Origin of the sequence: Polaromonas sp. SP1 (assembly GCF_003711205.1) — a bacterium.
Classification (GTDB): domain Bacteria; phylum Pseudomonadota; class Gammaproteobacteria; order Burkholderiales; family Burkholderiaceae_C; genus Polaromonas.
The window spans coordinates 1,394,173-1,407,943 of the sequence record NZ_CP031013.1 but is presented as its reverse complement, the minus strand read 5'-3'; the positions used below and the strand labels follow the sequence as shown (position 1 = coordinate 1,407,943).

14 protein-coding genes are annotated in these 13,771 nt (G+C 57.4%); 11 read left to right on the top strand and 3 right to left on the bottom strand.

The annotated features are described in order from the left end of the window. Window positions 1–125: 125 nt before the first annotated feature. The 7 genes from dnaA (at window position 126) to DT070_RS06750 (ending at window position 8,806) form a co-directional block, all read left to right on the top strand. The gene (gene dnaA / locus DT070_RS06780) at window positions 126–1,520 is read left to right on the top strand and encodes a chromosomal replication initiator protein DnaA (protein WP_122954699.1); all 1,395 of its coding nucleotides are present in this window, start codon (window positions 126–128) and stop codon (window positions 1,518–1,520) included. Window positions 1,521–1,837: 317 nt separating this feature from the next. Next, the gene (gene dnaN, locus DT070_RS06775) at window positions 1,838–2,944 is read left to right on the top strand and encodes a DNA polymerase III subunit beta (protein WP_122954698.1); all 1,107 of its coding nucleotides are present in this window, start codon (window positions 1,838–1,840) and stop codon (window positions 2,942–2,944) included. Window positions 2,945–3,037: 93 nt separating this feature from the next. Continuing rightward, a complete protein-coding gene (gene gyrB, locus DT070_RS06770) occupies window positions 3,038–5,662 on the top strand; it encodes a DNA topoisomerase (ATP-hydrolyzing) subunit B (RefSeq protein ID WP_122957294.1) in 2,625 nt (874 codons plus the stop codon). A 36-nt stretch (window positions 5,663–5,698) separates the two neighbouring features. Next, window positions 5,699–5,956, top strand: coding sequence for a DUF3297 family protein (locus tag DT070_RS06765; protein ID WP_122954697.1), 258 nt, complete (start codon window positions 5,699–5,701; stop codon window positions 5,954–5,956). 138 nt (window positions 5,957–6,094) lie between these two features. Further along, window positions 6,095–6,706: a PolC-type DNA polymerase III gene (locus DT070_RS06760; protein WP_122954696.1), complete on the top strand. Its 612-nt coding sequence runs from the start codon at window positions 6,095–6,097 to the stop codon at window positions 6,704–6,706. A gap of 179 nt (window positions 6,707–6,885) precedes the next feature. Continuing rightward, window positions 6,886–7,776, top strand: a complete 891-nt coding sequence (locus DT070_RS06755) for a hypothetical protein (protein ID WP_122954695.1) — start codon at window positions 6,886–6,888, stop codon at window positions 7,774–7,776. Window positions 7,777–8,023: 247 nt separating this feature from the next. After that, a complete protein-coding gene (locus tag DT070_RS06750; protein ID WP_153976261.1) occupies window positions 8,024–8,806 on the top strand; it encodes a trypsin-like peptidase domain-containing protein in 783 nt (260 codons plus the stop codon). A gap of 162 nt (window positions 8,807–8,968) precedes the next feature. Here DT070_RS06750 and DT070_RS06745 read toward each other — a convergent pair whose 3' ends face one another. Continuing rightward, entirely contained in the window at window positions 8,969–9,751 is a 783-nt protein-coding gene (locus DT070_RS06745) for an HNH endonuclease (protein ID WP_122957293.1), read from the bottom strand. 127 nt (window positions 9,752–9,878) lie between these two features. Here DT070_RS06745 and DT070_RS06740 point away from each other — a divergent pair, with 127 nt between their 5' ends. From DT070_RS06740 to DT070_RS06730, 3 genes are all read left to right on the top strand, one after another. After that, a complete protein-coding gene (locus DT070_RS06740; RefSeq protein WP_122954693.1) occupies window positions 9,879–10,289 on the top strand; it encodes a VOC family protein in 411 nt (136 codons plus the stop codon). A 233-nt stretch (window positions 10,290–10,522) separates the two neighbouring features. Next, the gene (locus tag DT070_RS06735) at window positions 10,523–10,771 is read left to right on the top strand and encodes a hypothetical protein (RefSeq protein ID WP_369973959.1); all 249 of its coding nucleotides are present in this window, start codon (window positions 10,523–10,525) and stop codon (window positions 10,769–10,771) included. A gap of 240 nt (window positions 10,772–11,011) precedes the next feature. Further along, a complete protein-coding gene (locus DT070_RS06730) occupies window positions 11,012–11,239 on the top strand; it encodes a hypothetical protein (protein WP_122954692.1) in 228 nt (75 codons plus the stop codon). 165 nt (window positions 11,240–11,404) lie between these two features. Here DT070_RS06730 and DT070_RS06725 read toward each other — a convergent pair whose 3' ends face one another. Further along, a complete protein-coding gene (locus DT070_RS06725; protein WP_194965953.1) occupies window positions 11,405–12,223 on the bottom strand; it encodes an alpha/beta fold hydrolase in 819 nt (272 codons plus the stop codon). On the opposite strand from DT070_RS06725, the gene DT070_RS06720 reads away from it, so the two are divergent. After that, window positions 12,222–13,175 (top strand): inositol oxygenase, encoded by a 954-nt coding sequence (locus DT070_RS06720; RefSeq protein ID WP_228778551.1) that lies wholly within the window; start codon window positions 12,222–12,224, stop codon window positions 13,173–13,175. The genes DT070_RS06725 and DT070_RS06720 overlap by 2 nt on opposite strands. 335 nt (window positions 13,176–13,510) lie before the next feature. On the opposite strand, the gene minE is transcribed toward DT070_RS06720, so the two are convergent. After that, window positions 13,511–13,771, bottom strand: coding sequence for a cell division topological specificity factor MinE (gene minE, locus DT070_RS06710; protein WP_092129842.1), 261 nt, complete (start codon window positions 13,769–13,771; stop codon window positions 13,511–13,513).

Genomic DNA, 13,771 nt, shown 5'->3' with positions numbered 1-13,771 from the left:
ATTTATTTTGTGGATAACTCCCCGCCCGGACTACAATTGCCGGTGCTCAAAATTAACAATATCCACAAGCAGCAACCTGCTGCCTGGCACCTCTCGCCAGGCCTGTTACCCGGTCAAAACCCCCCATGAGCGAGGCCTCCGTCCAACACCTGAGCCAGGATCTATGGCAAAGCTGCGTCGACCACCTGGCCCAGGAACTGCCCGAACAACAGTTCAATACCTGGATCCGTCCCCTGGTGGTTGAGGTCGCGCCCGACCTCTCCAAGGTCACTGTTTTGGTGGGTAATCGCTTCAAGCTGGACTGGGTTCGCGCCCAATATGCCGGCCGGATTTCCACCTTGCTCGAGAAGGTTTCCGGTCAGAGCATACCCCTTGAGTTAGCGCTCGCTCCTCGAGAAGCTACTGCCAAACCGTCATCTCTGGTTAGAAATTTTGAGGGCGTTGGAACACCCGAGCCCGTCGGCCTGGGCGTTCCCGAAGAAGCCGCCGGCGCGCCATTTAAAAACCGGCTCAACAGCGCACTGACTTTCGACACTCTGATTGAAGGCACCGCCAATCGCATGGGCCGGGCCGCCGCGTTACATGTTTCCAGCAGCCTGGGGCAGCTTTACAACCCGCTCTTTATATATGGCGGCGTCGGCCTGGGCAAAACCCACCTGATGCACGCCATCGGCAATAAATTGCTGTCGGACAACCCGGCCGCCAAAGTTCTCTACATCCACGCTGAACAATTTGTTTCAGATGTGGTTAAAGCCTACCAGCGCAAGACTTTTGACGAATTCAAGGAGCGTTATCACTCCCTCGATTTGCTGTTGATCGACGACGTCCAGTTCTTTGCCAACAAGGACCGCACCCAGGAAGAGTTTTTTAACGCTTTTGAGGCCTTGCTGACCAAAAAGTCGCACATTGTGATGACCAGCGACACTTATCCCAAGGGCCTCACGGATATCCACGAACGCCTGGTGTCCCGCTTTGATTCCGGCCTCACAGTCGCCATCGAGCCGCCCGAGCTCGAAATGCGCGTGGCCATCCTGATCCGCAAGGCCGAGGCCGAAGGCGCGTCCATGCCCGAAGAAGTCGCCTTCTTTGTGGCCAAGAACGTCCGCTCCAACGTGCGTGAGCTTGAAGGCGCCCTGCGCAAGATCCTGGCTTACTCCCGCTTCAACCTCAAGGAAATCTCCATCCAGCTGGCCCGGGAGGCCCTGCGCGACCTGCTGTCCATCCAGAACCGCCAGATTTCCGTCGAGAACATCCAGAAGACCGTCGCCGACTATTACAAGATCAAGGTCGCCGACATGTATTCGAAGAAGCGGCCCGCCAGCATTGCCCGGCCGCGGCAGATCGCCATGTACCTGGCCAAGGAACTGACCCAGAAAAGCCTCCCTGAGATCGGTGAGCTCTTTGGCGGCCGTGACCACACCACGGTGCTGCACGCCGTGCGCAAGATGTCTGCAGAGCGCCAGCAGATGACCGAGCTGAACCAGCAGCTGCATGTGCTCGAACAGACGCTGAAAGGCTGAAAGTAGTCGATATGCCTGAATTGAATCCTTTAGCGCTCAATTCGCTCAGTTTTTTGGGCGATATACAGGGCCCAACCAGGCTCTCAATAAGTTTGGGGACAACTTTTGAACAACCCATGGCTTATCCACAGAAGCAGATGACAATCGAAAGTTGTTCATATCCGGCACGGTACTTCAAGGGCGTCTGAACACATGGTTAAACAAACGCCAAGTGGTTGATCAAAAAGGGGAAAATAGCGCTATCCACAGATTGGCGCCGCCCTTATCTACTACTACTAATTTGAATTAAAGAATTAAAGATAAATACAGAGGAAGTCATGATCGTTCTGAAAGCAACCCAGGATAAAGTTTTGTCGGTACTGCAATCCGTGGCCGGCATCGTGGAGCGCAGGCACACCTTGCCGATTCTGGCCAACGTGCTGATCCGCAAAACCGGCTCGCAGGTGCAGCTCACCACGAGCGATCTTGAAATCCAGATCCGCACCACCGCCGAGCTCGACGGCGACGCCGGCAACTTCACCACCACGGTGGGCGCCCGCAAACTCATCGACATCCTGCGTTCCATGCCGAGCGACCAGACGGTGTCGCTCGAGTCCTCGCAAAACAAGCTGATCCTCAAGGGCGGCAAAAGCCGCTTCACGCTGCAGACCCTGCCCGCTGAAGACTTCCCCCTGGTCCAGGAAGCCGCCAACTTCGGCCCCGGCTTCTCGGTGCCGCAAAAGGTGCTCAAGGAGCTGCTCAACCAGGTCTCCTTCGCCATGGCGGTGCACGACATCCGCTACTACCTCAACGGCATCCTGTTCGTCGCTGAAGGCAAGCAGCTGAGCCTGGTCGCCACCGACGGCCACCGCCTGGCGTTCTCGTCGGCCACGCTTGACGTCGAAGTGCCCAAGCAGGAAGTGATCCTTCCGCGCAAGACGGTTCTGGAAATGCAGCGCCTCCTCAGCGACAAAGAGGGCGCCATCGAGATGCAATTTGCCGGCAACCAGGCCAAGTTCAGCTTTGAAGGCATGGAATTCGTCACCAAGCTGGTCGAGGGCAAGTTCCCCGATTACAACCGTGTGATTCCCAAGAACCACAAAAACATCATCACCCTGGGCCGCGTGCCCCTGCTGGCCAGCCTGCAGCGCACCGCGATCCTGACCAGCGAGAAGTTCAAGGGCGTGCGCCTGAACATCGAGCCCGGCACCCTGCGTGTGGCCTCCAACAATGCCGAGCAGGAAGAAGCCGTCGATGAGCTCGACATCGATTACGGCGGCGACGCCATCGAAATCGGCTTCAACGTGACTTACCTGATCGACGCGCTGGCCAACATGGACCAGGACATGGTGAAGATCGAACTGGCCGACTCCAACAGTTCTGCGCTGCTGACCATCCCTGACGATGCAGCCTTTAAATACGTGGTGATGCCGATGCGCATTTAACGCGCAGAACAGGCCCCCAACAACTGACAGACCCGCGACTTTCCGCGGGTTTGGTCATTCAAGAGATTGAAGAAATCGGAAAAGAAGCTGGATATGACTGAAGAAAACAAAGTGAACGAAGCCGAACAAGTGCATGTGTCCGAAGGCGCAGCAGGCGAGGGAAGCTCCAATTTCCAGCCCAAGATCGACACAAACCAGGCCGGCGCGTCCGAAGCCTATGGTGAAGGCTCCATCCAGATCCTGGAAGGCCTGGAGGCCGTGCGCAAGCGCCCCGGCATGTACATCGGCGATACGTCTGACGGCACCGGCCTGCACCACCTGGTGTTCGAAGTGGTCGATAACTCGATCGACGAAGCCCTGGCCGGCCACTGCGACGACATCGTCGTCACCATCCACACCGACAACTCCGTCAGCGTGACCGACAACGGCCGCGGCATCCCCACCGGCATCAAGATGGACGACAAGCACGAGCCCAAACGCTCAGCCGCTGAAATCGCCCTGACCGAGCTGCACGCCGGCGGCAAGTTCAACCAGAACAGCTACAAGGTTTCAGGCGGCCTGCACGGCGTGGGCGTGAGCTGCGTGAACGCACTCAGCAAAATGCTGCGCCTGACGATTCGCCGTGACGGCAAAGTGCACGTGATGGAGTTTTCGCGCGGCTTTGTGCAAAACCGCATCATCGAACAGGTCAACGGTATTGATGTCTCGCCCATGAAGGTCATGGACGACACCGACAAGCGCGGCACCGAAGTCCACTTCTTGCCCGACACCGAGATTTTCAAAGAGAACAACGATTTCCACTACGAAATTTTGAGCAAGCGCCTGCGCGAGCTGAGCTTTTTGAACAACGGCGTGCGCATTCGCCTCAAGGACGAGCGCACCGGCAAGGAAGACGACTTCGCCGGCGCCGGCGGTGTGAAGGGCTTTGTCGAGTTCATCAACAAAGGCAAGACGGTACTGCACCCCAATGTGTTTGCCGCCATGGGCGACCGCGCCAGCGACCAGGGCACCAACATCGGTGTTGAAGTCGCCATGCAATGGAACAGCGGCTACAGCGAACAAGTGCTGTGCTTCACCAACAACATTCCCCAGCGCGACGGCGGCACCCACCTGACGGGCCTGCGCGCCGCCATGACCCGCGTCATCAACAAATACATCGACGACAGCGAGCTGGCCAAGAAGGCCAAGGTTGAAGTCACCGGCGACGACATGCGCGAAGGCCTGTGCTGCGTGCTGAGCGTGAAGGTGCCTGAGCCCAAGTTCAGCAGCCAGACCAAAGACAAACTCGTCTCCAGCGAAGTGCGCGGCCCGGTCGAAGACATTGTGAGCCGCCTGTTGCACGACTACCTGCAAGAGCGCCCTAACGACGCCAAAATCATTGTCGGCAAGATCATTGAAGCCGCGCGTGCCCGTGAAGCCGCCCGCAAGGCCCGCGACATGACGCGCCGCAAAGGTGTGCTCGACGGCATGGGCCTGCCCGGCAAGCTGGCCGACTGCCAGGAAAAAGACCCCGCCATGTGCGAGATCTACCTGGTCGAGGGTGACTCCGCCGGCGGCTCTGCCAAACAAGGCCGCGACCGTAAGTTCCAGGCCATCCTGCCCCTGCGCGGCAAGATTTTGAACGTCGAAAAAGCCCGCTATGAAAAGCTGCTGACCAGCAATGAAATTTTGACGTTGATCACCGCGCTCGGCACGGGCATCGGCAAGGCCGGCGGCATCGGCGGCACAGCAGGCACGGATGACTTCAACGTCGCCAAGCTGCGCTACCACCGCATCATCATCATGACCGATGCCGACGTTGACGGTGCCCACATCCGTACGCTGCTGCTCACCTTCTTCTATCGGCAGATGCCTGAGCTCGTTGAGCGCGGCCATATCTACATTGCGCAGCCACCGCTGTACAAGGTCAAGGCCGGCAAGGAAGAGCAGTACCTCAAAGACACGGCCGCACTTGACGGCTTCCTGCTGCGCATTGCGTTGAAAGATGCATCTGTACAACCCGGCACCGACGAAAAGACCGTGCTGACCGGCGACACGCTGGCCGAGCTGGCCCGCAAGCACCAGCTGGCCGAGTCCGTCATTGCCCGCCTGCGCGGCTTTATGGACGCAGAAGCCCTGCGCGCCATTGCCGACGGCGTGAGCCTGAACCTGGACACGGTGGCCGACGCTGAAGTCTCAGCCGTCACGCTGCAAGCCAAGCTGCGCGAACTCAACACCACCGGCGCCCCCGCCGAAGTGGCCGGCGAGTTTGACACCCGCACCGACAAACCCATCCTGCGCATCAGCCGCCGCCACCACGGCAACGTCAAGAGCAGCGTGCTCACGCAAGACTTTGTGCACGGCGCTGACTACGCCACCCTGGCCGAAGCCGCCGCCACCTTCAAGGGCCTCGTCGGCGAAGGCGCCAAAGTGATGCGCGGTGAAGGCGAGCGCCAGAAGGAAGAAAAGATCAGCGACTTCCGCCAGGCCATGGCCTGGTTGATCGGCCAGGCTGAAAACGCCACAGCACGCCAGCGCTACAAAGGCCTGGGCGAGATGAACCCCGCCCAGCTGTGGGAAACGACGATGGACCCAACCGTGCGCCGCCTGCTCAAGGTACAGATCGACGACGCCATCGAAGCCGACCGCGTCTTCACTATGCTGATGGGCGACGAGGTCGAGCCACGCCGCGAGTTCATCGAACAAAACGCTTTGCGCGCCGCCAACATCGACGTCTAAGCGACCACTCAGATCATCCAGTTCTTTCCTCACACCATGACCGAAGAAACCAACACAGCAGAACGCCCCGCGCTGCCTGACCACCTCTCCACCGACGAGCGCAGCCCGCACTTCGTCAGGGCGATTTTTGAGCACGACATTGGCATCCGCTTTAACGACAAAGAACGCAACGACGTTGCCGAGTACTGCATCAGCGAAGGCTGGGTTAAGGTGCCCGTCGGCAACAAGGTAGACCGCAAAGGCAACCCACTGCTGATCAAGCTCAAGGGACGCGTTGAGTCGTTCTACAAATAGATGAATCAGTGAATGCTCGCCAGATCAGTCAGTCGTTAACCTGGCATTGATCAACACCATGAAGCTTCAACCTCCCGCAGGTGAACTTCATGGTGTTTTTCATTGGGGCAGTCACTTCCCATAAACCATGAGCCATTCATGAGCCACATCGCCGTCATCGACTTCGAAACCACAGGCCTCTCCCCGGCCATGGGCGACCGCGCCACCGAAGTCGCCATCGTGCTGATGGAGAACGGCCAAATCGTCGACAGATTCCAAAGCCTGATGAACGCAGGCCGCTACATCCCGTCCTTCATCGAAAGCCTGACAGGGATCAGCAACGCCATGATCGCTGCCGCACCTGCAGCTGAGAAAGTCATGCTAGAGGCCAATCGCTTTGTAGGCAACACCCCTATGGTGGCCCATAACGCTTCGTTTGACCGCAGGTTTTGGGAAGCTGAACTCTGCCGCGTAGGGGAGAGGGCCATTCAACCCTTTGTCTGCACCATGCTGGTTGCCAGAAGGCTCTATCCCCAGGCACCGAGCCACAAGTTAGGTGTACTGATTGACTATCACCGCTTGCCCAAAGCCGGACGGGCTCACAGGGCTATGGCTGATGCGGAGATGGCGGCTTCTTTGTTGGGGCAGATTCAGAATGACTTGCGTAGTCGTCATCGTGTGGGCAAGCCGGACCATGCTTTGCTGATGAACTTGCAGCGCTGTGCGAAGCCTGCCATTCCCGCATTAATGGCGAGACACGCTGATGTGTGAGTGCCTGCGCATACAGTGAAGGTGCGATTCAGAAACTGGCTCCGGTCATCTTCGCGACGCTTGCTGTCATAACGCTGTGGTTCCGCATCGCGTCCCGGATCGCCGAACACTGGCCCTACTGAGAGCAAAGCGCTAGTTGGACGCTGCTCTGTGATGTGGACAAAAATTAGGAGGACAGCATGGAAACAATCAAAGACTTGTGGGCTTCGCTCTTGGCCTCCATTACGGAGCGAAGCACGAACCCATTTACAGCTGCTTTCGCTATCAGCTGGGTAGGTTGGAATTACAAGTTCTTCGTGCTGCTGTTTAGTGACTTGAGTCCAGCAAAAACTTTCGCTGGCGTTAACGAGCTGTACCCTGACTGGACTTCCCGCTTATCCAGCGGCTTTGCTTTCCCCCTAATGACTGCGCTCCTGTATGTATTCGCGTATCCGTATTTGACGCAAAAACTGGTGCCGTGGTACAGGGAAAGGCAAGTGAAGCTTGCGAACTCACTTAAGGATATTGAAGGCAAGCGCGTGCGCACAGTTGAAGAGGTTGCGAAGCTGGTGCGGGATTACGAACGAAAAATCTCCGCGGCTGACATTGAGGCCAAGTCAGCCAGGGCCGAAACGGCCCAGATGCGAGAAGCGCTCAGTGCTGCTGAGAAGGAACTTGCTTCGCTTCGCCCGGCTTTAGCGCAAGCAGCGGAGTTGAACCGTCAAAAAACCTACGCCGGCATTGAGGCCCGCAACTTACCCTACATATCTGTTCGCCGAGAAGCAAGCAATTTTGTCGAGAAGTTCTCAGCTCGAAAGAACTTTGCTAACGAATCCGTGCTCAGAGCGATCGCTCCCTTGTCAATTGCTGAGTTGCAGATACTCTTCTATCTTGCTTACACATACGACCGCGAGTCGACTGAAATCGAGATTGGAGATTTTGCCGAAATGAATGCTACCGACGTAAAGCCAGCATTACGAAGACTGTCGAGTGAAGATCTAATTGATTACTCAAATGCTTCAGCGACTATTGCTCAACGTGGTCTTGCTGTCATCAATCAAATGAAGGACGTTGTAAACACTGCTGAGTGATGCAATTCTTGATGCAGACTTGGTCACCGGTAGGGGCTCGACGTTCATGAGATTTCAAAATTTGTTACGGCTCTGAGCATGTGTATATTTCTGTTCACTCGTTTTGTGTTTGCTACCCCATGCTCTTATTCTTAAGTGTGCTTCGTATCAGCTACGTTTTTTAATCAGTGCTTTGCAATCACAGAGACAGGCGGTCTGACTGATTGGTCTATCTGCGTTCAATGGGGCCAGCTGAAGCAGCGGCGTTTTGGTTGACACCTGTCACCGCGGAGCTGTAAAAGAGGCAATGCCATTTACAGTCTCTAAGCCCTCTACTCAAGCGCTGCATATCCAGATGCGGTTTGGCGAAACTGTGTTGTCGGAGGGCACGGCATTTGTAGTCATGGGTGGAGATAAGCCATTTCTGATCACAAACAGACATAACGTCACTGGGCTAAACAACGACACCAGGGAGTGCTTGAGCGCTACTGCGGGTATTCCAGACAACCTTCGTATCACGCACAATTTCAAAGGTCACTACGGAACCTTTTTCAGCACGGTTGAGCCTCTCTTCGATGACGAAACGCCTAGGTGGGTGGAGTATCCGGGCTCTGAGGGCAAGGTGGACGTGGTGGCGTTACCTCTAACTGAGCTTGAGCATGTTCAGCTGTATCCGTTTGAAGTTTCGCCAAACATCCACACCCGAATCAGGTGTGCCGACTTCGTTCACGTTGTAGGCTTTCCATTCGGGGTGAGAACTGCAATCTCAATGGCAATATGGGCGACGGGCTTTGTTGCATCAGAGCCAGAAATCAGTCATGGAGGTGAACCCGTATTCCTTATCGACTGTCGTACAAGACCGGGCCAGTCTGGTTCGCCGGTAGTGACTAAACCCAATGACGATAGATTCTTTGGTGTACGCGACGCTGAGTACGAGTTACTTGGCATTTACAGCGGAAGGATCAACAAGGATTCCGACATTGGCAAGGTATGGAAGGCGTATGTCATTGCGGAGCTAGTGCACTACGCTTACATGTTGAGCATTGAATAATGGGGCGTATCGAGTGTTACGAATAAAACCGCCGACCTTTTACAAAATCTGTGCAATCTAAAAAAGTACAAAAAGTCTTTTAAAAACAACGCCCTCTGTATCCCAGTCCTGTGCTTACAACCTGTTTAGGATTCAGCATGCAGAGAAGGTCACGCCCCGAACTTAAGAGATAAATCCGAATTGGCGGGCATGCGATGCCAGAAAAGTGGGGTCGGGTAGAAAGCGCTCCGGTAGGTGGATACGCTTCGAGTCTCTATCTATCAGGCTCGATTGAAGGAACGTGTCAATGGGCGAGGCTTTAAGTCTGGCAGAGACGCGTACCGTGTAATCCGGCATGACGGTGATCAAGCCGTGGTCGTATGCGCGGTCATGGAGGGCAGAAAGGCAAAGACCGTTTTGCGGGTTCAATCGGTTCTTGGTGTCTTTGCTCCACGGAACGATGTGACTGGCAATGACGAGGCGCTCATGCTTTAAGCCGCTAATGCAGCAGGTGGCGTTATAGCTGGCAAGAACTGCCTTTCGGAATCGGGCTTGATTTACACGGACCTGGACGATCGCAGTTCGGGTTTTACCTTCCTCGATTTCCATTCCCTCGTCTTTCAGAAGCTCGTTATCGGCTTGCACTCCGTGGCTTAGTGCAAGCTCGGCATACGCGTCGCCAGCTTCTGTCGCGACAGCATCCCAGTTTTGTTGCAGGGCAGCCCATAACTCTCGGTCTTGATTGGTGGCACCGCTCAATCCAGCACGGCCGCTTGCGACGATTTGTGGGTCGAGGCTCGCAAAGTTAACCAGCTTCATGGCGACTGAGCTTGGTGTGCGACCTTCCCACTGTGCAAGCTGTCGAATCTCCGGCGCGTGTTGGTGGAGCCGGCCAAAGGGCATTAGCGTGTAGAGGTGAAATGCGGCCAGCGTATGTTCACGCGTCCACTTAACTGCTGTGTTCATCCTGGCCCTTGTTTGTTGCTGCTGGCAACCATACCCGAACGATAGGCATTGGAGAACTGGGGTCTTCATTGCCAGGGCTGATTCGGCTGGCTAAGCTTTTCTTTTTCAACCAACAAGGACAAAGCCCATGACCAACCCCTCCCTCCCTGAAAGCATCATGTCCCACGTCTCCATCGGCACCAACGATTTCGATCGTGCCAAGGCGTTCTATACCGCTGTGTTGGGAGCCATGGAGATCCGGGTAGTGATGGAGCACCCTGGGGCTATCGCTTTTGGGCGGGCTTATCCGGAGTTTTGGGTGGGGGTGCCGCATGACGGGGGGAAGGCGCATGTGGGGAATGGGTCGCACTTTGGGTTTCTTGCCGTGTCGAAGGCGCAGGTGGATGCGTTTTATGCGAAGGCGTTGGAGATGGGTGGCACGGGTGACGGTGCGCCGGGCCCGCGGCCACTGTATGGGCCGCAGTATTACGGCTGTTTTGTGCGGGACCTGGATGGGCACAAGATTGAGGCGCAGTTTTCGGATCCTTCTGCGGGCTGATTGCCCCCGCCATTTCTTAAGCGAAATCGGCCTCTAGCCCAGGTGTTGCTTGGGCATTGCGCTATCTAATTCATAGCAACGGCTTTGCCGCCTCGTCTTGTCGCGCTTGGGGATGGGGTGCTGTCTGACAGGGGAGGCGCTATTGGGTTTTCAGAATGGTTTTACGTGGCCTGGTTTTGGGGCAGTTTGCTGCAGACCGGGCGCTTTGTTTAACTACCCTTTTGGAGACCACTATGGCCAACAAACAAAACACCAACAATTCGAACAAGCGCAATGCAGCCGATGGCGCTGGCGTGCAAGACAACGCGCCCAAGGCTTCGGGCCATGGCGGCAAGGTTGAGAATGACTTCAACCAGGTGGGTGAGCAGAAACCCACGCAGCGCAATGAGGGGCAGCGGACGGCGAACAGCCGCAGCGACCGGGAGTCGCATGTGGGTGGGAGTAACCAGTTGCAGTCGCGGCGGGGGAATAACGGGCGGTAACTGGCAAGGCTTGTTGCGGTGCAAAGCTTTGATACCTCAGCCCGAGCGGGTGGGTGAGGGGAAAAGGCTTCGACAGGCTCAGCCCGAACGGTTATGAAAGTAAAGACCCCGTCTGGCAGCCCCCGCCGGCCGGGCTTTGGCGCAATTTGATACATAGCGCAACGTGGCAGACGCACAGCTCTAAGCCTGGCGGAGCAGGATGAAACCTTGCTGCTGGTTTTTTGCAGCTGAGGTGATGCCATGAAGAAGATTGCAGACTTTTTATTTCGGCCGCGCTATTTGCGGGCCATTCCTTCGCTGGTGGTGTTGACGACCGCGATGGCGTGGAGTGTCATGCCGGATTCCGATACGGATATGACAGACCCTGTGCAGAAGCGGGCGAATGTCAGCCTTTCGCAGCCGGCGGTGGGGGCGAGCCCGCAGGGCTTGCCGGCGCCAGGCGCTGCAGATACATCAACAAATTCTTAAGCAAATAAGGCCTCAAGCCAAGGCGCTACCTTGGCTTGTAGCTATAAAACTGATAGCAAGTGGGGATTGAGGTCGCTAGCCCTCACCATCCCAGAGGGAGAGGGAGTGAAGATCGGCAGTGGCGTGCCATCAGCGCTTGCTTTTGCCAGAACTCCCTGCCGGGGCTCACGGCGTCGTCGCAGCCTTGATCCACACCACCACCGCCTCGCTGGCCACGACAGGCGTGGTCAGGTGGTTGGCCTTGACTTCGAGGTACTGGCTTTTGGGGTTGGCGGGGAATTTGTCGGCGAAGTAGGGCTTGGCGTATTTGCTGATGCCGTCTTCGTCGCCTACCACCGTCATCACGGGTGTGCCGGGCGGGATGCGTGATGCGGTCACGCTCATCTCGGCGTCAGACGTCGGGTCGAAGTAGCTCAAATAGTCTTTGGCGGTGGCCACCACGGGCTGTTGCTTGCCCTGGTTGATGTCGTTAAAGCGTTCACGCGAATCGCCCTTGCCGTCGGCGACCAGCTTGCGGGCTTCGTCGATGCTTTCGCGCACCGAGGTGTTTTGCAGGGCGGTGTAGTAGCGCACTGGCACGTGGCCGGGCGCCAGCAGCACCAGGGCCTGCACGTCGCCGCCGCGCGCGGCAAAGCTCATGGCGGCGGGCACGCCCAGGCTGTGGCCGGCGATCACGATTTTGGTGGCGCCCTGGCTGCGCAGGGCTTGTACGTGCGTGGCCATTTCGGCCATGGCCTTGTCCCAGTTGCCGTCAAGGTAGCGGCTGCGCGACCAGGGCATGTCGGGGTAGAGCACCAGCATGCCGGCACCCTCCAGCACGGGCTTGAGGCGGCTCATGTTGGGGTCGCGGTTGCTGCCGGGGCTTTTGCCGTGCAGCATGAGGACGCCGATTTTGGCGTCTTGTGCATGCGCGATGCCGCCCAGCAGTGTGGAGGCTGCCAGCAGGGCGAGGGTGACGAGGCGGCGATTGATGGGACAGCGCATGAGGGCCTTATTCAAGGGTTGCGGGGAGGGTATGGCGGCATCGTACCTGCGCGCCCGCGGCCCCGCAGCCGGGTTTGCACGCAGCGGCACGCCTTTCTACAATGCCTGGATGATGATGAACGCCACGCCGCAAGCCGCCGCCAGCCCTTCCATTCACACCGCACTGCTCGCCAGCGAGCCCGAGCGCGCCGCTTATCGCGACTACGCGCAGCCCGGCATCGACAGGGTGCGCACCTTTTACCGCAACAACCACCAGCACCAGACGCTGGACTTTGTGCTGGCCAAAAAAGCGCAGTGGCTGACGTTCTCTCAGCGCGAGATGACGCCCTGGGCGGCGCTGGAATTCCTTAACACGCTGGTCGATGAGTCGGACCCCGACATCGAGCTGCCGCAGATCAGCCACCTGCTGCAGACCGCCGAAGCGATTCGCGCCGACGGCCACCCGGACTGGTTTGTGCTGACGGGGTTTATCCACGACCTGGGCAAGGTGCTGTGCCTGTTTGGTGAGCCGCAGTGGGCGGTGGTGGGGGATACGTTTCCGGTGGGGTGCAAGTTTTCAGGCCGGGTTGTTTACCCGGAGTACTTTGCGCTGAACCCCGACAGTGCTGATGCGCGCTACAACACGGAGAACGGGATTTACACGCCTGGCTGCGGGCTGGATGCGGTGCATATGTCGTGGGGCCATGACGAGTACCTGTACCAGCTGATGAAGGCGCACTTGCCGCTGCCTGCGCTGTACATGATTCGGTATCACTCGTTTTATGCGTGGCACCGGGAGGGGCAGTATGGCCACCTGACGGATGCGCAAGATGCCGCGCACCTGGGGTGGGTGCAGAAGTTCAACCCCTACGACCTTTATTCCAAGAATGACAAGCCGCCTGTGTTGGCCGAACTCAGGCCGTATTACGAGGACTTGATGGCGAAGTATTTGCCTTCTCAACTCAAGCTGTAGTTCCCTGGTTCTTATTCCGACTGGCGCTTACTTGGCTGAGGATTGCTGGCCGGGGGTTGCCCGGCGGCAACTCACTTTCTTTTGCTTCGCCAAAAGAAAGTAAGCAAAGAAAAGGCGACCCTGCTGGCTGCGTCCCTGCGCTTCGCTGCGGGCAACCTGCGGTGCTCGGTCCAGACGGGGTCTCGCTCGAACTCGCTACGTTGCACTTCGCTCAGACAATCGCGATCCCTGATCCGTCTGGCCCTGTGCTCCTCGGCGCATCCAGAAGGGGCAATCGGGAACAGGAGCGGGGACCTAATACCAAGCAGCCGAATACAGGGGGCCGGGGCTCGGCTTTATTTCTTGTCTGGCAGCTCGATCTTCACTTCCAGCACATCCAGGTTGTCTTGCCGCTCTAAATGCAGCTTGATGTGGTCGGGGTTGATGGGGATGTATTTGGCGATGACGGCGATCAGGTCGCGTTGCAGGGCCGGCAAATAGTCGGGCTTGGGGCTGCGGTCGGTGCGCTCGTGCGCCAGGATGATTTGCAGCCGCTCTTTCGCGACGTTGGCGGTTTTCTTCTTCTCGCCAAGCAGGAAGGAAAGGAAAGACGCCAT